Here is a 17,869-nt window from a genome sequence, read left to right as displayed (position 1 = left end):
GTGGGTTTTCGGTTTTCGGGGTTGAACTCAGGGGGTCGGCAGCGGCGGCGGCTGCTGCCGGCTGCGCAGGAACCGTTCGCGGAAGCCGAACATGGCGTCCGCAAGGCCGAGGATCACCATTGCGATCACGGGCCATCCGAACACGACCACGACGGCATAGGTCGAGCCGAGCCAGAACGTGCGGCTCTTCAGCGCCAGCGTGAGGGTGTGCAGCACGGCGAAGCCGGTCAGCGCGTAGCCAATCATCAGCGCCGCCGCGGTGATCTGAGCGACGATCGCGACGAGCCCGCCGGTGAAGCAGAAGGCGAGCGCGATGCAGAGCGCCACCAGCGTCATCGGCGGCAGCTCCGCCGTCTTCAAGTCCGGCCACGGGCGCCGCAGCCGGCCCGACGTGGCGGTGATCTTGGCGCTGAGCCAGAGGTTCAGGGTCAGCGTCATCATCGCGATGACGGTGGCCCCGGCCGGCGCCATGCGCACCAGCGCGTCGACGAACTGACCGGCTTCGCCGGAGGTTTGCGGGTCGGTGGCGCGGAGGAGGCGCATCAGGCCGCGCCGCAGCGTGCCGAGGATGGTCTCGGCGTCGGTCCCGAGCGTGAGCAGGGCAGCCAACGTGGTCAGCGTGGCAAAGCCGGCGAGCCACAGCAGGATGCGGCCGACCGGATACCATTCGAGTTCAGGTGCGGCGGCGGGTTCCGCGGCAGCCTCCGGCGCGACAGCTCCCACCGGACGGCTGAGCAGGGCGAGATGGCCGAGCCACCAGGCTGGCAGCGCGACGGTGAGTGCGAATGCGATGCCATAGGGCAGGCCGAACAGGGCGCCGAGGCTGATTGCAGCAGCGATGCCGCCGAGGCTGGCGCAAAGCGGTCCCCAGCCGATCGCGGCGACCATCAGCGGCAGTGGAGCGAGATAGAACAGGACGAGCGAGATCAGCGCGCCCGAAATGATCGAGGCGAACATCAGGGCCGACGCAGCGCCGGCGATCAGGCCAATCAGTGCAAAAACCATCATCAGCTGTCCCGCTCCCTTCGAGCGGTTAGAGGCTCGTCTGCCCCAACCATCGGCGACCGGACGACCCGGAAGCCTTATGAGATCGAAAAAGTTGCGGCCGGCGGCTCAAGGCCGCCGGCCGGATTGGTCGTGTTAGCGAATGACGTAGGGCAAGAGGCCCAGGAACCGCGCGCGCTTGATGGCGCGGGCGAGCTCACGTTGCTTCTTCGCGGACACCGCCGTGATGCGGCTCGGCACGATCTTGCCGCGCTCGGAGACGTAACGCATCAGGAGCTTGGAGTCCTTGTAGTCGATCTTCGGGGCATTGGCGCCCGTGAACGGGCAGCTCTTGCGACGACGGAAAAACGGGCGGCGTGCACCAGCTTCAGCCATTGTTCTTACTCCCCATCCGTCGTGGTTTCAGCTTCTTCGCGCGGACGGCGCGGGCCGCGGTCGCCGCGGAAGCCACCGCCGTCGCGATCGCCACCACGGAAACCGCCCTCGCGGTCGCCACGGAAGCCGCCTTCACGCTCGCCGCGGAAGCCGCCACCACGGTCGTCACGCTCGCGGTCACGGTCGGCCTTGCGCATCATCGCAGACGGGCCTTCCTCGAGCTCATCGACGCGGACGCTGAGATAGCGGATCACGTCTTCGCTGATGCGCTCCTGGCGCTCGATCTCGGCGATCGCCGCGGACGGCGCGTCGATGTTGAGCAGCACGAAGTGCGCCTTGCGGTTCTTGTTCATGCGGTAGGTGAGGGAGCGCACGCCCCAATTCTCGGTCTTGGTGACCTTGCCGCCGAGACCCTCGACGATCCCGGTCATCTGCGCAGTCAGCTCTTCGACCTGCTGCGTGCTCGCGTCCTGACGCGCGAGAAAAACATGCTCATAAAGAGCCATGGTGGTCCTTTCCTCATGTTGGCGCATCGCCCGGCGTCAAGCCCTTAAGAGGCCTTCGGAAAGGACTCTGGGATTAAGCTCAGAAGGCGGAAACACGGGACGACGGGCCGACTGGCCCTGCCACACCAAAATCACGAAGGATTTGCTGAGACCGTCCGTTCAGCTCCCGGCCGGGGTCTGCGGATGCGCGCCTTATACGGATTTTGGCTGACTTGGCAAGGTTCGAGCGTCGAGCTTTCGCCAATCCACCCTCCCATACCAGCTTGACCTATTTGTTTGTATGTCATACAAAGAATGGATCGGGAGGACTTGATGGCGGGAGAATCGATCGAGGCTCCGTTCGAGGCGTCGGCGGGCGATCCGAAGCACGCTGCGCGCGCGACACGGTCGGCCGGCCGCAAGATGCGCTCGCTGCTGCTGGATGCGGCCAGTCCGCTGTTTCGGGAGCGGGGACTGTCGGGCACGGCGATCACCGACATCGCGGCCGCGGCAAACGCATTTCCCAGCCAGATCACCTATTACTTCCGCACCAAGGAGGCGCTGTTCGTCGAATGCGCCTGCCGCGAGCTCTTGTATCTGGCGCGTGCGACCGAGCAGGCGGCGCTGACGGCGCGGACGCCGCGGGACTACACCCACGCCCTGGCGCAGACCGTGACGGCGAGCGATTCCGTCGCCTTCTTCGCCGAAGCGCTGACATTGACGCGGCGCCGCCAGGATCTCGCCCCGCTCGTCGAGCGCACCATCGAGCGCCTGCACGGCGAAGGCGCGCGCGCCTATGCGAGCCAGGTGGCACGGCACGGCTGGCGTTCGCTGCGTGCGCCCGACGAAAGCTCGCGGCGGTTCTGGGCCGTCGCCATCGGCGTCATTCTCGAAGGCTATGCGATGGGCCGCTCGCCCGAGGAGCTCTGCGCCGAGATGCTGCGGGTGCTCGGCGAGCAGGCGAAATCCACCGACGCGGCGCGCCTGCGCCTTGTCGAGGCGCGTGACGCAACGACCACGCCGGACGAGGAGAGCTAGGCCATGACCGCGCTTCGCATGCGTGCCCGTGATTTCCTGACCGACGACCAACTTGCCGACGTGCGCCGGCGCGTGACCTGGAAAGGCGTTGCGCTGATCGCGCACGCCTGGGCGCTGATCGTTGGCGCGATTGCCTTGGTCGCGTGGTGGCCCAATCCGGTCACCTATGTCCTCGCCGTCGCGATCATCGGCTCGCGCCAGCTGGGCCTCGCGATCCTGATGCATGACGGCGCCCATGGCTGCCTGTCCGCCGACGAGAAGACCAATCTGGCCCTGAGCCAATGGTTGTGTGCCTATCCGCTGTTTGCGGAGACGCGCAGTTACCGGCGTTACCACCTGCAGCACCATGCGCGCACGCAGCAGGAGGACGATCCCGATCTCGTGCTGTCGGCGCCGTTTCCGATCACGAAGCTGAGCTATCGCCGCAAGTTCATTCGCGACATCACCGGACGGACCGGCTACCAGCAGCGCAAGGCGCAGCTGCTCAACGCGCTCGGCGCGAGGGACTGGCCGTGGCGCCAACGCCTCACTCATTTCTGGGACAAGCTCGGTCCGCAATGCATCGTCAATGCGCTGATGTTCGCCGCGTGCGCGGCGGCCGGCGTGTGGTGGGCCTACCCGCTGTTATGGCTGGTGCCGCTCCTGACCTGGATGATGGTCATCACCCGCATCCGCAACATCGCCGAGCACGCCGTCGTCCCCGACAGCAGCGATCCCTTGCGCAACACCCGCACCACGCATGCCGGTTTTCTCGAGCGGCTGTTCATCGCGCCGTACTACGTGAACTATCACCTCGAGCATCACCTGCTGTTCTACGTGCCCTGCTACAATCTGCCGAAGGTGCATCGGCTGCTGAGCGCGAGCCGCTATGCCGGCCGCATGGAGGTGCAGCCGGGCTATGCCGCGGTGCTGCGGCTGGCGACGGCGAGGCCCGATCGGGATGACCGGCGAGGTGAGTTGGTGAACAGCGCGCGCCGTGCGCAGGCGGGGGCGAAGGTCGACGCCAACCAGACTGCCGGCGGGTTTTGAGCCTGCGTGTCCCCAGTTGAATGCCGGCCGGGGTTCCCATCGCGGCTTGACAGTCCGGCCCCTGACAGTGTCTACGGCCCCCTTTGGAGCGTGATCCGGAACCATGGCCCAAGGAACCACCACCCAAGGCCGCGCGTAATCGGCTGCCGGTTCTCGAGGGATCGTGCCCGACAAGCAGGGAGCGCCGATGACGGCAGCATTCACATTTCCGGGGCAGGGGTCCCAGGCGGTCGGCATGGGCAAGGCCCTGGCCGACGCCTTTCCGGTGGCGCGCGCCGTGTTCGACGAGGTCGATGCCGCGCTGTCCGAGAAGCTGACGGCCATCATCTGGGATGGTCCGGCCGAAACGCTCCAGCTCACCGAAAACGCCCAGCCGGCGCTAATGGCGGTGTCCATCGCCACCCTGCGCGTGCTGGAGGCCGAGGCCGGATTTTCCGTGGGACGAGACGCGGCCTTCGTCGCCGGACATTCGCTCGGTGAATATTCGGCGCTCGCTGCGGCCGGCAGCCTGACGGTGTCGGATACCGCCCGTCTGCTTCGCACTCGCGGTCTCGCAATGCAAAAGGCCGTCCCGGTCGGCGCCGGCGCAATGGCCGCGCTGCTCGGCCTCGACTACGAGGCCGCCATGGAGGTGGCCAACGAGGCGGCGCAGGGGCAGGTCTGCCAGGCCGCCAACGACAATGGCGGCGGGCAGGTGGTGGTCTCGGGCGACAAGGCTGCGGTCGATCGCGCCGTCGAGATCGCAAAGGCCAAGGGCGCCAAGCGTGCGATGCTGCTGCCGGTGTCCGCCCCGTTCCATTGCAGGCTGATGCAGCCCGCCGCCGACGCCATGGCGGAGGCGCTGTCGAAGGTCACGATCAAGGCGCCGGCCGCGCCGCTGGTGTCGAACGTGCTGGCGAGCGCCATCACCGATCCCGACGAGATCCGCCGTCGCCTGGTCGAGCAGGTCACCGGAACGGTGCGCTGGCGCGAGTCGGTGGCCTATATGGCAGGGCAGGGCGTCACCCGATTCTTCGAGATCGGCGCCGGCAAGGTGCTGACCGGTCTCGTCAAGCGCATCGCGGACGGTGCCGTCGGCGTTGCGGTCGGCGGTCCCAATGACATCGCCGCCGCCAAGGATGCACTGGCCGCTGCGAAGCAGGCCTAGAGGAGTTGTCTTCGATGTTCGATCTGACTGGCAAGAAGGCGCTCGTCACCGGCGCCACCGGGGGCATCGGCGGCGCGATCGCGCAGGCGCTGCACGCGCAGGGCGCGACCGTCGCGATCTCGGGAACGCGCAAGGAAGTGCTGGACGAGCTTGCCGGCAAGCTCGGCGAGCGCGTCTTTGTGTTGCCCTGCAATCTCTCCAAGGCCGACGAGGTCGAGGCGCTGGTGCCCGCCGCGGAAGCCGCGATGGGCCAGGTCGACATCCTCATCGCCAATGCCGGCATCACCCGCGACAATCTCTTCGTGCAGCTGCGTGACGAGGATTGGGAGGAGGTCATCAACGTCAATCTGACCGCGACCTTCCGCCTCGCGCGTGCCGCCACCAAGCTGATGATGCGCAAGCGCTTCGGCCGCATCATCGCCATCACCTCGGTGGTCGGCGTCACCGGCAATCCCGGGCAGGGCAACTACACCGCCTCGAAGGCGGGCCTGATCGGCATGATCAAGACGCTGGGCGCCGAATACGCCAGGCGCGGCGTGACCGCGAACTGCATCGCGCCGGGCTTCATCAAGACGCCGATGACCGACGCGCTCAACGACAAGCAGCGCGAAATGATTCTGACCAAGGTTCCGGCTGCCCGTCTGGGGACGCCCGAGGACATCGCCGCGGCGGCCGTGTACCTGAGCTCGAACGAAGCAGCCTACGTCACCGGCCAGACCATCCACGTCAACGGCGGCATGGCCATGATCTGAGGTCTTCGTTCCGCGCTGCCCACATGGTCGGCGTGGAATGCGGCAAACGGCCGTTTCCGGAGTGAAATGAGGCTTGTAGTCAAGGCAATTGAAGTGTGATAACCGGACCTTCAACGGATGGGCAAAGAACGCCATTGCAGGTTTTTGAAACCCTGTATATTGGCGATGCGGAGCCTTGGCCGTCGTTCGCCGGGCCCTGTATCGGTTAGGATGGGGCCAAATCAAAGTTCGTAAGCGAAGGCAAGTAACACGACCACGACGGCTCGTATCGTCCCGGGGGGTCGGGTCTACAGGGAACAACACGAGGTTAAGCAATGAGTGACATTGGCGAGCGGGTTAAGAAGATCGTGGTCGAACACCTTGGTGTTGAACCCGAGAAGGTTGTCGACAACGCGAGCTTCATCGACGACCTCGGCGCCGACAGTCTGGACACCGTCGAGCTGGTGATGGCGTTCGAAGAGGAATTCGGTTGCGAGATTCCGGACGACGCCGCGGAGACGATTCTCACCGTCGGCGATGCCACGAAGTTTCTCGAGAAGAACGCGAAGAGCTGACGCTCTTCATTTCGCGGGGACAACATTGAAACCGGACGGGCCGCTTCGCAGCGGTCAGCCGGTTTCTTGTTATTGGCCGTGAATCTTTCGATGCGGAGTTTTCGGACATGAGGCGGGTTGTCGTCACTGGTCTCGGCATGGTGTCGCCGCTCGGCTGCGGCGTCGAACCGACCTGGAAACGCATCCTCAACGGCGAAAGCGGCGCGCGCGCGATCGAGAGCTTCGATGTCTCCGATCTTCAGACGAAATACGCCTGCACCGTCGTGCGCGGCGACGGCAGCAACGGCACTTTCAATCCCGACAAGTGGATGGAGCCGAAGGACCAGCGCAAGGTCGACGACTTCATCATCTTCGGCATGGCCGCGGCCGGCCAGGCGCTCGACGACGCCAACTGGCACCCCGAATCCGAAGAGGACAAGTGCGCGACCGGAAGCATGATCGGATCCGGCATCGGCGGCCTCAGCGGCATCGCCGAAACCGCGATCCTGTTGAAGGAGCGCGGACCACGCCGGGTGTCGCCGTTCTTCATTCCGGGCCGGCTGATCAATCTCGCCTCCGGCTACGTCTCGATCGCGCACGGGCTGAAAGGGCCGAACCATGCCGTCGTCACGGCCTGCTCGACCGGCGCGCACGCGGTCGGCGATGCCGCCCGTCTGATCGCGCTGGGTGATGCCGACGTGATGGTCGCAGGCGGCGCCGAGTCGCCGATCAGCCGCATCGGTATCGCCGGCTTCAATGCCGCGCGCGCGCTTTCGACCGGCTTCAATGAGACCCCCGAGAAGGCCTCGCGTCCCTACGACAAGGACCGCGACGGCTTCGTGATGGGCGAGGGCGCCGGCGTCCTGGTGCTGGAGGAGCTCGAGCACGCCAGGCGCCGCGGCGCGAGGATCTATGCCGAGGTGATCGGCTACGGTCTGTCGGGTGATGCCTATCACATTACCTCGCCGTCGCCCGACGGCGATGGCGGCTTCCGCAGCATGTCGGCCGCGCTCAAGCGCGCCGGCCTGACCGCGTCCGATCTCGACTACATCAACGCCCACGGCACCTCGACACCGCTCGGCGACGAGATCGAGCTCGGTGCCGTCGAGCGTTTGCTCGGCAATGCCGCCTCCAAGGTCGCGATGTCCTCGACGAAATCGTCGACCGGTCATCTGCTCGGCGCGGCCGGTGCGATCGAGGCGATCTTCGCCATCCTCGCGATTCGCGATAATGTCGTGCCGCCGACGATCAACCTCGACAATCCGTCGGTGGAGACCGCGATCGACCTCGTGCCGCACGTTGCGAAGAAGCGTGAGGTCAATGTTGCCTTGTCGAACTCGTTTGGTTTTGGCGGTACCAATGCGTCGGTGATCGTCCGACGTTTGGCCGATTAGTTTGCGTTTGAGACGAATCCACCGTTTTGCCGTATTCGGCGATAGTCATGGAAGTGGGCGTGCATTTGGCTCGGCAAGCGATGGTCGGGCCGCTATTGAACCGGCAGGATTCAGGTTGCTTCTATGAGTGAAAGGCCGCCCATCTCGCCCCGGAGTCCGCGGGCAGCGCTCGAGCCCGAGCAGCTCCCGCCGCCGCCGAAGCGTTCGGACCGCGCGCGCAATCCTTTCGTGGTCGTCGGCAATGCCATCATCACCCTTCTGCTGATCGCCATGCTCGGCGCCGGCGGCGTCTATTATTACGGCCGCCAGGTGCTCGAGGCGCCCGGGCCGCTGAAAGACGACAAGATCGTCAACATCCCGCAGCGCGCCGGCAAGCGCGACATCGCCGAGACGCTGAACCGGGAAGGCGTCACCGACATCAATCCCTGGGTGTTCATCGCCAGCGTTGCCGCGTTGAAGGCGAGCTCGGACCTCAAGCCGGGTGAATATTCGTTCCAGAAGAACGCCTCGCTCCGCGACGTCATCGCCACCATCGTCGAGGGCAAGGTGGTGCAGCATGCCGTCACGATTCCGGAGGGGCTGACCTCCGAGCAGATCGTGGCGCGCCTGTCCGACAACGACATCTTCACCGGCAGCGTGCGCGAGCTGCCGCGCGAGGGCACGTTGTTGCCGGAGACCTACAAGTTCCCGCGCGGCACGCCGCGCGAGCAGGTGGTCCAGCGCATGCAGCAGGCGCACAAGCGCGTGCTCGCCGAGATCTGGGAGCGTCGCAATCAGGACATTCCGGTCAAGACGCCGGAGCAACTGGTGACGCTGGCCTCGATCGTGGAGAAGGAGACCGGCAGGGCCGACGAGCGCAGCCGCGTCGCCGCGGTGTTCGTCAATCGCCTGAAGCAGCGGATCAAGCTGCAGTCCGATCCGACCATCATCTACGGGCTGGTCGGCGGCAAGGGCACGCTGGGGCGCCCGATCAAGCGCAGCGAGATCACGCAGCCTTCGCCCTACAACACCTATGTGATCGAAGGCCTGCCGCCGGGCCCGATCTCCAATCCCGGCCGCGCCTCGCTGGAGGCCGCCGCCAATCCGGCCCGCACCCGCGACCTCTATTTCGTCGCCGACGGCAGCGGCGGGCATGCCTTTACCGAAACCTACGACGCGCACCAGAAGAACGTGGCCAAGCTGCGCGCGATGGAGAAGCAGATCCAGAACGACACGGTCGAGCCGCCCGAGGAAGCGCCGCCGCCCGCCGCCGCTGCCCCCGGAGCCGCCGATACGCCGACGGCGACCACGCCGGCGCGGCCCAATCAGCAGAAGAAGCCGCCGGCGGCACGCCCGCCGGCTCCGGCACCGGCGCGGCAGGGCGCGGTGCAGCCGTCGCCGCCGGTGGTCCAGCGCTAGATCCGTCGCAATCGCTGCTGCGGACTTTGCGGATTCCACTTTCCTGCAAAATAGTCTTAAGATTCGCGTGGCTTGATGCCTCGCGAATCCCGTGTTTCTGGAGAATTTGACCTGATGGCGTTGTCGTCCATGACCGGCTTTGCGAGATGCCACGGCGCAAGCGGGCCGTACACGTTCGAGTGGGAATTGAAGTCCGTCAACGCCAAGGGCTTCGACCTCAGGGTGCGGCTGCCGCAGGGCTTCGACGAGCTCGAGGCCTACGCCAAGAAGCGCGCCGGCGAGCTTCTGTCGCGCGGCACCGTCTACGCCAATCTCAACGTCAAGCGCGCCAACTCCGCCGCGACGGTTCGCGTCAACGAGGACGTGCTCAACGCGGTCCTGAAGGCGGCCGCCATGATCGCCGGCAAGGTCGACGCGGTGGCGCCGAGCATCGACGGCCTGCTCGCCATCAAGGGCGTCGTCGAGGTCGCCGAGCCCGAGGGGGACGAGGAGGAGGACAAGGCCGCGCGTGCCGCTGCCGCCGAGGCCTTCGACAAGGCGCTCGCCGAGCTCGTCGCGATGCGTAAGCGCGAGGGCACTTCGCTCGGCCAGATCCTGACCCAGCGCGTGGACGAGATCGAGCAATTGGCGAAGAAGGCGGAAGCTTCGCCCGGTCGCAGGCCGGAGGCGATCAAGGCAAGGCTCACCGAGCAGATCGCTGCGCTGCTCGACACCTCCGACCGGTTCGATTCCGACCGTCTGATGCAGGAGGCAATCCTGATCGCCACCAAGGCCGACATCCGCGAGGAGCTCGACCGCATCGCATCCCACATCGCGCAGGCGCGCGAGCTGATCGGCAAGGGCGGCCCGATCGGCCGCAAGCTCGACTTCCTGGCGCAGGAGTTTCACCGCGAGGTCAACACCTGCTGCTCGAAGTCGAACGACATCGAGCTGACCAATACGGGGCTGGCCATGAAGAACGTGGTCGAGCAGTTCCGTGAGCAGGTCCAGAATCTGGAGTGATCGATGACGACGGGCGATCACGGAACTGACGGTGTGGAGCGGCGCGGCTTGATGTTCGTGCTGTCCTCGCCCTCGGGCGCGGGCAAGACCACGCTGTCGCGGATGTTGCTCGACCGAGAGCCCGGCCTGAAGATGTCAGTGTCGGCGACCACGCGTGCGAAGCGACCCGGGGAGGTCGAGGGTCGTGACTACTTTTTCGTCGACAAGCCGCGCTTCGAAGCGATGGTGAAGGGCGACGAGTTGCTCGAATGGGCCACTGTGTTCGACAATCTCTACGGCACGCCGCGTGCTCCGGTGGAGGCGGCACTGTCTGCCGGAAAGGACGTGCTGTTCGACATCGACTGGCAGGGCACGCAGCAACTGCATCAGAAAGCCAGCGTCGACGTCGTCCGCGTCTTCATCCTGCCACCCTCGGCGGCCGACCTCGAAAAGCGCCTGCATTCGCGCGCGCAGGATTCCGACGAGGTGATCCGCAAGCGCATGAGCCGCGCCAGCCACGAGATGAGCCACTGGGCCGAGTACGACTACATCGTCATCAACCACGACGTCGATGAGGCCTTCGCCGAGGTGCAGTCGATCCTGAAGGCCGAGCGCCTCAAGCGCGAGCGGCGGATTGGCCTCGTTGGTTTCGTGCGAGGTTTGCAAGGCCAGCTGCAGGGCTAGGCTCTGGCAGCCGCGGCCCCTGCTTCGCCAGCCGTTCCAGCATCGCGGTGATCACGTCGACGTCGACGCTATCCTCGCTCTTCACATCGTCATTGCGATCGGCCTCGTCGCGGGCAGCGGGCTCCCTGTCGTCGGTCGCCTTGGCCGCGAGCCGGGGCGCGGCTTCGATCGCGAACGCGCCGTTGAAGATGTCGGCCTTGTCGAGCTCGCCAGCCTTGCTGCGGACGGAGGCGGATTGGGCCGCGATCACGGAGATCTCCCTGGTGAATGCTGCGAGCTGCGCGGTCTGCGGTCGTACTTCATCGAAGTCGACCGGGCCGCCTTGCGCGTGCGGCTGGGCCGCTGAATTCGCACCTAGCCATGGCGCGCGGCTTCCGTCGTGATCCTGCGGCGCCCAATCGTCCCAATGCCCGCGGCGGTCGGAAGCAGCTTGAACGCGCACGCGCCTGCGGGCGAAACGGTAGATCACGCTGGCGAGGATGCCCGCGAGTGCCAGCGCGCCGCCGATCACCAGCAGCAGCATCTGCACCGAGCCGCCGGGTTTGTCGGTCATGCCGTCTGCTGCGGCAGGCGGGGGCGGGGCAGGAGATTTTGACGGCTTTGTCTTCGGCTGCGCAGTTGCTGTGACCACGGTCGTTGCCGGCTGCGGCTCTGGAGCGGTGGACGCTGCCGGGACATCAGGCCATGGCGAGGCGGGCGCTTGCTGCGCGTTGCTCTCAGCCGTTTGGTTCGCCGGTTGTTGAGCCGGTGGCGGGCTGGCCGGTGCGACCTGCGTCACCGCGTTCGGCGCCTTGGGAGTCGCGCCGTTCCGCGGAGTCACATATTCGGCGCGCGCGTCCTGCACCGCCTGCTGCGGCGCTGCTGATGATTCCGATGGTGTGTCGGCCGCGGCCTGCGCGGTCTGCACAGCTTTCGCACCGTCCTTGTCGCCGGCCGCGCGCAGATACCAGCATTTCTGCTTGGTCGTGCGATCGAGGCGGTAGTACCAGTGCTGGCCCTGCGATGCTGCGCCCTTGGGCGAAGCGAGGCAGTCGGCAGCCGGGTTGGCCGTGCTCGGTGGGGTCGGCGCGTTCTGCGACACGGCGGCCAGTGGCAAGCCGGCAATCATGCTGCCGACCAGCGCGGATACGAATTTTGCGGTGCGGTTGCCCATCCTGGTCTCCCGGTTACGCATGACGCAACTCTTGACCTGCCCTTTGTCATCAAAGACTTGGGTGGCAATGAGCCGCAAATCCGGAGAGGATGTGGCTTGAATCGGGCCTGCGGGGCGTTCGTTCCGCAGGAACTAGCGTCTTCCCAGGCGCTACTGTTTCGCAGAGCTCCAGGTTCCGCCGCAGCCGTCGGAGCGGCGCCAGCTTCCGGAACCGCTGCGCGCGCCGAGGCGCCCCGAGCCGGTGAAGGTCACGCCATCGCCTTGACCGAACGTCCTGACTGCGCCGCTCGGGCTGACCGTGCCGCTGACGCCCTGGCCGATGACCTTGCCTGAGGAGACGACGACCGCGCCGGACGTGGAGCCGCCGCAGCCGACGCTGGTCACCACCCAGGCGCCGTCAAAGCCGCCGCTGCCACCTCCGCCACCTCCGCCTCCGCCGCCGCTGCGCCGCGACGACGAGCGCGGCTCCTCGGCCGCCGGCTTGCTTCGCCGCGCCGAGGGCGCGGGCTCGGCGGAGCGGTCCGAACGCGAACCCGACAGCGACTTCTCGTCATTGCCGATCGATCCCCCGGCGCTGCCGGATTGCGCGAAGGCGGAAGGCGAGGCGAGGGCGGCGGCGAGGAGGACGACGAGGGCTGTCGGACCTGAAATGGAATTGAGCATGAGCAAAAAATCCAAAATGAAAGAGTATCAGCGGCCGGAGCCGTCGGCACAGACGGATCCGATAATGCGGCAAGCTTTGCCAGCCTTGCCGCATTCGTCAAGCGCAGCGTCCCGGGCGCGCTGCACGCCCTCGCGCTGGACCAGCGACCAGGACTTGTCGGAGATCGCAAAGGCGCCGCAGCTTCTGCCGAAGAACGAAAGCTCGATCGGGCATTTGGCGCCGGCGCAATTGCCGCGGGCATCCGCCACCGCTGCGCGCCGCGAGGCGTGATTCCACGAGATGCCCCATTTGCTGCTGTCGGGCCCGTAGACGATCGAGCCCCACGGCTTGAGATCCTCCATCTTCCGCAATCGCAGCAGCAGGCCCTCGGTGGCTTCGCCTGTCGGGGCCATGGCGATGCGCTGTTGCAGCTTCGTGATGGCGCGCGTCAGGCCGTCAGGCGTGTCAGGATCGAAATTGAGCTCGTAGAGTCGTTCGCTGAGCTCACTGAGCAGCGCCGCATCGCGCAAGGGGACGCGGTCGGGATCGGCGCGCAAACGTTCGGCAGGCGAATGATCGGGTTGCATCGCCGCGACCGGTGGCGGTGCAGCTTGCGTGGGCGGCACGAAGTAGAACGTGCCGTCGATCGGCGAGGACGACACCCAGGGCTGCTGCGCCCCCGCGGTGGCGCGCTTCACGGCGAGGCCGACCTGGTTGAAGGTCTGGAATACGTCGAGGCCCGCGACGCGGATCGTGGTCGCCAGCGCTTTCGTATAGGGGCTGTGACCGTCGCTGCCGTCCTGCGCGACGTTGCCGGGCTGGGTCGCATAGGAGATCAGCGTGCCCTCGGGCGCGCGCATCTGCGCCAGCCCGCCATCCGATGATCGCAGGCCGCGCGAGCCGAACGGGTTGTTGCGGCAGGCGTCCAGGATCACGAGGTTGAGGCGGGTGCCGGAGCCCTGCATCTGGCGCAGCACGAGGTTGACGTCGGTCATCTGGAAATCGACGTCGGCCTCGCGGGTCGGATTGGCGCCGACCGGCACGAGATAGTTGGAGCCGGCCACCTGCACGCCGTGGCCGGCATAGTAGAACAGCGCGACGTCGGCGCCCTGGACCTGCCGGCCGAAATTCTGCACCGCGATGTCCATCGCGCCCTTGTCGAGATCGAGCTGGGCGCGGCCGCCGACCAGCGTGAAGCCGAGCGTACCGAGCGTCTCCGCCATCAGGCTCGCATCCTTGGACGGGTTGTCGAGCGGCGTGATGTTCCTGTAGGCGGAGTTGCCGACCACCAGCGCGATGCGCTTCTCGGCCGACGCGGGCCCCGCGACGACGACGAGCAGCGCCAGCGCGGCCAGCCCCGGGACGCGATTGAAAATCCTCGCGCGCATCAAAATTCCTCAAAGTAATGGCGCCAGTCTAGCAGCCCGGTGCGCGGGCGAAAAGCGGGGTGAGGCGGAGACGCAACCTTCCCTCGTGTCCCGGACAAGCCGCAACGCGCATGCGTTGCGGCGCAGAGCCGGGACCCAGCACGCGCCGGACTCCGCTGCGGCATGGGCCCCGGCTCTGCAGCGCGCCGTTCCCGACGATGCTCCGCATCGCGGGGGACGCTGCGCTGCGTCCGGGGCACGAGAGGAGATAGGACCATTCTCTCTCCGCCGTCATTGCGAGCGCAGCGAAGCAATGACGGAGTATGAGGTGACAGTTCGCTTCTCCGAGTGACGCTGTCATTCCCCGCGGAAGCGGGGAATCCAGTACGCCGCGGCTTCTCGGTTCGATCTCGAGTTTTTCTGGAATACTGGATCGCCCGCCTTCGCGGGCGATGTCAGCGAGTGGGTGGTTGCAGACGCGCCTTCGCATTCCCGCGGCTTCTTTCGCCCGAGCTTTGCTGTTCGTTCGCCCCTCGAAAGACCAGAGGGCGCAGGGAAGGCCGGGCGCCGGCGGCACCCGCAGATCCGTGCACAACGAAAAATGCACACGGGGTGGATCACAGGTGTGCCGGTCGCCCGGCCTTCCCTGCGCGGATGGTTTTAACGGTGTCCTTCGTGCTCTCCTCGGGGAGCGTTGCACTATTGCCCCCGTCGCCTCGCCGCCGATCGATGCGCGTGCCGGTCGGCCGCCACATCACCGCGAGGTTTGACGCCAGAACCCCGGGCGTCGGGACCACACGACTTCTCCGTCCGCGGACGTCCCTGCCTCAGCATCCGGGGCCCGATGTGCGCGCCCCCGACCATCAACAAGACCGCTGTGACCGCGCCGTGTCGTAGCGCGCCGCGCATGACTCAACGGTCACCCGTCCCTGTCACCGCCTCTCGCGCCGGCGCTACCGCGTCCACCGCACCCCGACCCGCATCTCGTGACGATCGCGAAGCGCCCCTCTGGGAGGGCCGGGATGAGTGTTCTATGCCACAAATCCGAAATTCTGGAAAGTAGAATATTTTCGGGCCGAGGGCTTGACCAGGGTGTTTTGCCCGACGCCTCGCGAGCGGTTGCCTCAGCCTCCGCTCGTCATTTCGCGGCGCCCTGAAAGGCCGAGCCCGGAATTCATCGTGCGGTGGAGCCTGCGGCCCGATGGATTCCGGGCCTGCGTGCTCGCGCACGCATCCCCGGAATGACGGTGGATAAGGTGAGAGCAGTTCATTGAAGCTCAGCCGCCGGCGTTTTGCCACGGAGCGCAGAACGCCGCCAAGCTGTTTTCACCTTGGGAAACTTCTCGCCTCCGCCGCGGTTGAATCGAGGCTGAGGAGACGCCATGCCGATCAAGGATCAGGTCAAGAATTTCGCCAGGAAGCTGGTGGAGGATCGTCCCGATGCCGCGGCGCTGCGGGCGCTGGTGCGGGCGCGAAAGCCGGCCGCGCTGCATTTTCGCGACGACGGCATCGTGCCGAACAATCCGAAATTTCCGGCGTTGCTCTATCGCGGGGCGGTGAAGCTGACGAGCCGGCGCTTTCCCCCTGACGTCATCATCGACACGATGTTCGATGCGAATGGCTGGGGCCGGTCATGGCGCGATACGGTGTATGACTTCGTCCATTATCATTCGCAGATCCACGAGGTGATGGGCGTGGCACGCGGCACGGCCAGGATCGAGTGCGGCGGCATCAAGGGCCGGATCTTGCGCGTCAAGGCCGGAGACGTTCTGGTGCTTCCCGCGGGCACCGGACACCGGCTCATCGAATCCAGTCGGGACTTTCTGGTGGTCGGCGCCTATCCGCAGGACGGGACCTACGACGAGTGCACCGACACGCGCGAGCGTCCCGACGCCATCAAGCGCATCGCCAAGGTCCGCAAGCCGAAGGCCGATCCGGTCCTCGGACCCGGCGGCCCACTGCTGCGCTCGTGGCGGAAAGAGCGGTCGCGATCGCGATCCGGCGGGTAGCTGTCACGTCCGCCGCTCAGGTCAGATAGTCGGGCGTGAAATCCGCAAGCTTGCGCAGCTCCCCGGGTTGCAGCAGCTCGATCTCGCTGCCCTCCCAGGCGATCAACCTGCGCTGCCTCAGCTCCTGGATGGTGCGATTAACGTGGACGATCGAGAGGCCGCAGGCATCTGCAACGTGGCGCTGCGTCATCGGCATCTGGAAGCAGCCGTCCGTGACGAGGCCGACCATCTCCAGCCGTGCGGCGAGCTCGCAGATGAGGTGCGCGACCCTGGCCAGGGCCGCCTGCGCTCCGAGGCGGGCGATCCATTGCCGCGAGATCGCCGCATCGATCAACGTCTCGCGCCAGAACGCGCGAGTCAAATGCATCGAGCCGTCGAGAAGCTGCTTGAGCTGGCTGTGCGCGACGGTGCCGACGATGGTCGGTCCGAGGCCGACGAGGTCGGCATCCATCGGCGCGACCAGCAGCGTGTGCAGGCAGGGCATGTCGCCGGGAACGTGAAAGGCGAGGATCTGGCTGCGGTCGCCGACGATGCGGGCCTGGTAGAGGAAGCCGTGCACGACGAAGACGCAGCGAGAGACGGGCTCGCCCTGGCGCAGCACGATCTCTCCGTCGGCGACCTGGCGCAGCGTGGAGGGAAGGGCGGCGATCTGTCGGCGTTCGTCCTCGGACAGGTCTTCGATGGCCTGCAGACGCGCGATGAACTTCGGATGCGGCATGAGCCTCGCGTGCCGGTTCAATCGTCGTGCGGGCAGGATGCCTCGACGAATCGCCGCGACAGCTTTGCGAGGGTCCAGTCGGAGACGGGCGCAGAGCGGAACTCGCGAATGGCGCGGGCAAGCTCCTGATCGGACATCGGCCGGACCGGCTGCTTCAGCGCGCCCTGGACGAAGGCATTCTTGATGCTGTCGAGGGGCTCGCTGGTATCCGCCGTGAACAGGCTGCGGATACGTTCCAGGATCGGCGTAGGGCTCATGAAGGGACGGCTCGGCTCGTCGTCGAGGTGACGGGGTGGATACGACCTGTACGGCCGCAGATCGATTAGCAACCTCTGCTTCCGAAACGCGTTCTAGTCCGCTGAACCCGAGCCGGACGTATCATTTGATAGAACCGGTGCGATTTTTGGCGGCGCCATGGAAAAAGCCCACGACGTGATGATCCGGAACCTGTCCGAGCACACCGCGCTCGCAGAGGAGGATCTAAAGGAGATTCGCGCGCTCACCTTCACGCTGCGCGATCTCGAGTCGAACGAGGATTTCATCCGCCAGGGCGACCAACCCGAACATTCGGTGCTGGTCGTCTCGGGCATGGTCGCGCGCTACCATCTGCTCGGCAGCGGCGGGCGACAATATCTCGCCTTCCACCTCACCGGCGACCTGCCGGACGCGCAAGGCCTGTTCATCGACCAGATGGACCACGGATTGAGCGCGCTCGGGCCGGCCACGGTTGCCTTCATCCCGCACCGCGAATTGTTCACCGCGTTCCGGCGGCGGCCGACCTTTGCGCTGGCCGTCTGGCGCGAGACGCTGCTCGATGCCGCGATCTTTCGCGAGGCCATCACCAACAACAGCGCCCGGCCGATGCAGGCGCGCATGGCTCACCTGTTCTGCGAGCTGTTCTACCGCGCCCGCGCCGCGCAGCTCGTCCGCGGCAATCGCTGCCCCTTTCCGATCAGCCTGGCGCAACTCGGCGAGACGCTGGGCATGGCGATCGCGACCGTGAACCGGACGCTGGCCGAGCTCCGGCGCAGCGGCGCCATGGATCTGCGTGAGGGCGAGCTGATCGTGCTGAAATGGCGCGACTTGCAGCGGCTCGGCGATTTCAGCCCGATCTATCTGCACCAGAAGCGGCAGTCGCCGCGGCATGGCTGAGACCGC

General features: G+C 66.4%; 19 protein-coding genes. 11 read left to right on the top strand and 8 right to left on the bottom strand.

Features of this window, described 5'->3' with window-relative positions:
• Positions 1 to 27 precede the first annotated feature (27 nt).
• The 3 genes from DCM79_RS14290 to rpsF all read right to left on the bottom strand — a co-directional run bounded on the left by DCM79_RS14290 (position 28) and on the right by rpsF (position 1,886).
• Entirely contained in the window at positions 28 to 1,008 is a 981-nt protein-coding gene (locus DCM79_RS14290) for a DUF2232 domain-containing protein (RefSeq protein WP_257180398.1), read from the bottom strand.
• A gap of 132 nt (positions 1,009 to 1,140) precedes the next feature.
• Positions 1,141 to 1,380, bottom strand: coding sequence for a 30S ribosomal protein S18 (gene rpsR, locus DCM79_RS14285; protein WP_007592020.1), 240 nt, complete (start codon positions 1,378 to 1,380; stop codon positions 1,141 to 1,143).
• Positions 1,381 to 1,385: 5 nt separating this feature from the next.
• Positions 1,386 to 1,886, bottom strand: a complete 501-nt coding sequence (gene rpsF / locus DCM79_RS14280) for a 30S ribosomal protein S6 (RefSeq protein ID WP_028136847.1) — start codon at positions 1,884 to 1,886, stop codon at positions 1,386 to 1,388.
• A gap of 312 nt (positions 1,887 to 2,198) precedes the next feature.
• Between rpsF and DCM79_RS14275 the strand changes: the two genes are divergently transcribed.
• The 9 genes from DCM79_RS14275 to gmk all read left to right on the top strand — a co-directional run bounded on the left by DCM79_RS14275 (position 2,199) and on the right by gmk (position 10,821).
• Positions 2,199 to 2,903 (top strand): TetR/AcrR family transcriptional regulator C-terminal domain-containing protein, encoded by a 705-nt coding sequence (locus DCM79_RS14275; RefSeq protein ID WP_257180394.1) that lies wholly within the window; start codon positions 2,199 to 2,201, stop codon positions 2,901 to 2,903.
• 3 nt (positions 2,904 to 2,906) lie between these two features.
• The gene (locus DCM79_RS14270) at positions 2,907 to 3,932 is read left to right on the top strand and encodes a fatty acid desaturase family protein (protein ID WP_257180393.1); all 1,026 of its coding nucleotides are present in this window, start codon (positions 2,907 to 2,909) and stop codon (positions 3,930 to 3,932) included.
• Between the two features lie 187 nt (positions 3,933 to 4,119).
• Positions 4,120 to 5,079 (top strand): ACP S-malonyltransferase, encoded by a 960-nt coding sequence (gene fabD, locus DCM79_RS14265; RefSeq protein ID WP_257180391.1) that lies wholly within the window; start codon positions 4,120 to 4,122, stop codon positions 5,077 to 5,079.
• Positions 5,080 to 5,093: 14 nt separating this feature from the next.
• Positions 5,094 to 5,831: a 3-oxoacyl-[acyl-carrier-protein] reductase gene (gene fabG, locus DCM79_RS14260; RefSeq protein WP_257180390.1), complete on the top strand. Its 738-nt coding sequence runs from the start codon at positions 5,094 to 5,096 to the stop codon at positions 5,829 to 5,831.
• Positions 5,832 to 6,145: 314 nt separating this feature from the next.
• On the top strand, positions 6,146 to 6,385 hold the full coding sequence (locus tag DCM79_RS14255; protein ID WP_008551805.1) for an acyl carrier protein: 240 nt from the start codon (positions 6,146 to 6,148) through the stop codon (positions 6,383 to 6,385).
• Positions 6,386 to 6,492: 107 nt separating this feature from the next.
• Entirely contained in the window at positions 6,493 to 7,758 is a 1,266-nt protein-coding gene (gene fabF, locus DCM79_RS14250; RefSeq protein WP_257180389.1) for a beta-ketoacyl-ACP synthase II, read from the top strand.
• Positions 7,759 to 7,881: 123 nt separating this feature from the next.
• Positions 7,882 to 9,156 (top strand): endolytic transglycosylase MltG, encoded by a 1,275-nt coding sequence (gene mltG / locus DCM79_RS14245; RefSeq protein ID WP_257180388.1) that lies wholly within the window; start codon positions 7,882 to 7,884, stop codon positions 9,154 to 9,156.
• A gap of 114 nt (positions 9,157 to 9,270) precedes the next feature.
• Positions 9,271 to 10,158, top strand: coding sequence for a YicC/YloC family endoribonuclease (locus DCM79_RS14240; protein WP_257180387.1), 888 nt, complete (start codon positions 9,271 to 9,273; stop codon positions 10,156 to 10,158).
• A 3-nt stretch (positions 10,159 to 10,161) separates the two neighbouring features.
• Positions 10,162 to 10,821 (top strand): guanylate kinase, encoded by a 660-nt coding sequence (gene gmk, locus DCM79_RS14235; protein ID WP_257180386.1) that lies wholly within the window; start codon positions 10,162 to 10,164, stop codon positions 10,819 to 10,821.
• Here the strand turns inward: gmk and DCM79_RS14230 are convergent.
• From DCM79_RS14230 to DCM79_RS14220, 3 genes are all read right to left on the bottom strand, one after another.
• On the bottom strand, positions 10,754 to 11,974 hold the full coding sequence (locus DCM79_RS14230; protein ID WP_257180385.1) for a hypothetical protein: 1,221 nt from the start codon (positions 11,972 to 11,974) through the stop codon (positions 10,754 to 10,756). The genes gmk and DCM79_RS14230 overlap by 68 nt on opposite strands.
• Before the next feature lie 150 nt (positions 11,975 to 12,124).
• A complete protein-coding gene (locus tag DCM79_RS14225; RefSeq protein WP_257180384.1) occupies positions 12,125 to 12,637 on the bottom strand; it encodes a hypothetical protein in 513 nt (170 codons plus the stop codon).
• A gap of 27 nt (positions 12,638 to 12,664) precedes the next feature.
• On the bottom strand, positions 12,665 to 14,005 hold the full coding sequence (locus DCM79_RS14220; protein ID WP_257180382.1) for a caspase family protein: 1,341 nt from the start codon (positions 14,003 to 14,005) through the stop codon (positions 12,665 to 12,667).
• Between the two features lie 1,361 nt (positions 14,006 to 15,366).
• Between DCM79_RS14220 and DCM79_RS14215 the strand changes: the two genes are divergently transcribed.
• Positions 15,367 to 15,993 carry a cupin gene (locus DCM79_RS14215; RefSeq protein ID WP_257180381.1) on the top strand — a complete coding sequence of 209 codons (627 nt, stop codon included), beginning with the start codon at positions 15,367 to 15,369 and terminating at the stop codon, positions 15,991 to 15,993.
• A gap of 16 nt (positions 15,994 to 16,009) precedes the next feature.
• Here DCM79_RS14215 and DCM79_RS14210 read toward each other — a convergent pair whose 3' ends face one another.
• Positions 16,010 to 16,711: a Crp/Fnr family transcriptional regulator gene (locus tag DCM79_RS14210; protein ID WP_257180380.1), complete on the bottom strand. Its 702-nt coding sequence runs from the start codon at positions 16,709 to 16,711 to the stop codon at positions 16,010 to 16,012.
• Between the two features lie 17 nt (positions 16,712 to 16,728).
• On the bottom strand, positions 16,729 to 16,968 hold the full coding sequence (locus DCM79_RS14205) for a hypothetical protein (RefSeq protein ID WP_257180379.1): 240 nt from the start codon (positions 16,966 to 16,968) through the stop codon (positions 16,729 to 16,731).
• A gap of 157 nt (positions 16,969 to 17,125) precedes the next feature.
• Here DCM79_RS14205 and DCM79_RS14200 point away from each other — a divergent pair, with 157 nt between their 5' ends.
• On the top strand, positions 17,126 to 17,863 hold the full coding sequence (locus tag DCM79_RS14200; RefSeq protein ID WP_257180378.1) for a Crp/Fnr family transcriptional regulator: 738 nt from the start codon (positions 17,126 to 17,128) through the stop codon (positions 17,861 to 17,863).
• Positions 17,864 to 17,869 lie beyond the last annotated feature (6 nt).

The sequence above is a fragment of the Bradyrhizobium sp. WBOS07 genome, from assembly GCF_024585165.1.
GTDB classification, from domain to species: domain Bacteria; phylum Pseudomonadota; class Alphaproteobacteria; order Rhizobiales; family Xanthobacteraceae; genus Bradyrhizobium; species Bradyrhizobium japonicum_B.
The sequence above is the reverse complement of the archived record's forward strand: the minus strand, read 5'-3'. Positions and strand labels throughout refer to the sequence as shown.

Coding starts and splice junctions, on each gene's coding strand:
- DCM79_RS14225 (WP_257180384.1), bottom strand. CDS start 12,637: ATGCTCAATTCCATTTCAGGTCCGACAGCCCTCGTCGTCCTCCTCGCC.
- DCM79_RS14270 (WP_257180393.1), top strand. CDS start 2,907: ATGACCGCGCTTCGCATGCGTGCCCGTGATTTCCTGACCGACGACCAA.
- fabD (WP_257180391.1), top strand. CDS start 4,120: ATGACGGCAGCATTCACATTTCCGGGGCAGGGGTCCCAGGCGGTCGGC.
- DCM79_RS14220 (WP_257180382.1), bottom strand. CDS start 14,005: ATGCGCGCGAGGATTTTCAATCGCGTCCCGGGGCTGGCCGCGCTGGCG.
- DCM79_RS14275 (WP_257180394.1), top strand. CDS start 2,199: ATGGCGGGAGAATCGATCGAGGCTCCGTTCGAGGCGTCGGCGGGCGAT.
- DCM79_RS14290 (WP_257180398.1), bottom strand. CDS start 1,008: ATGATGGTTTTTGCACTGATTGGCCTGATCGCCGGCGCTGCGTCGGCC.
- DCM79_RS14210 (WP_257180380.1), bottom strand. CDS start 16,711: ATGCCGCATCCGAAGTTCATCGCGCGTCTGCAGGCCATCGAAGACCTG.
- DCM79_RS14215 (WP_257180381.1), top strand. CDS start 15,367: ATGCCGATCAAGGATCAGGTCAAGAATTTCGCCAGGAAGCTGGTGGAG.
- mltG (WP_257180388.1), top strand. CDS start 7,882: ATGAGTGAAAGGCCGCCCATCTCGCCCCGGAGTCCGCGGGCAGCGCTC.
- DCM79_RS14230 (WP_257180385.1), bottom strand. CDS start 11,974: ATGGGCAACCGCACCGCAAAATTCGTATCCGCGCTGGTCGGCAGCATG.
- DCM79_RS14205 (WP_257180379.1), bottom strand. CDS start 16,968: ATGAGCCCTACGCCGATCCTGGAACGTATCCGCAGCCTGTTCACGGCG.
- rpsF (WP_028136847.1), bottom strand. CDS start 1,886: ATGGCTCTTTATGAGCATGTTTTTCTCGCGCGTCAGGACGCGAGCACG.
- DCM79_RS14240 (WP_257180387.1), top strand. CDS start 9,271: ATGGCGTTGTCGTCCATGACCGGCTTTGCGAGATGCCACGGCGCAAGC.
- fabF (WP_257180389.1), top strand. CDS start 6,493: ATGAGGCGGGTTGTCGTCACTGGTCTCGGCATGGTGTCGCCGCTCGGC.
- rpsR (WP_007592020.1), bottom strand. CDS start 1,380: ATGGCTGAAGCTGGTGCACGCCGCCCGTTTTTCCGTCGTCGCAAGAGC.
- DCM79_RS14200 (WP_257180378.1), top strand. CDS start 17,126: ATGGAAAAAGCCCACGACGTGATGATCCGGAACCTGTCCGAGCACACC.
- fabG (WP_257180390.1), top strand. CDS start 5,094: ATGTTCGATCTGACTGGCAAGAAGGCGCTCGTCACCGGCGCCACCGGG.
- gmk (WP_257180386.1), top strand. CDS start 10,162: ATGACGACGGGCGATCACGGAACTGACGGTGTGGAGCGGCGCGGCTTG.
- DCM79_RS14255 (WP_008551805.1), top strand. CDS start 6,146: ATGAGTGACATTGGCGAGCGGGTTAAGAAGATCGTGGTCGAACACCTT.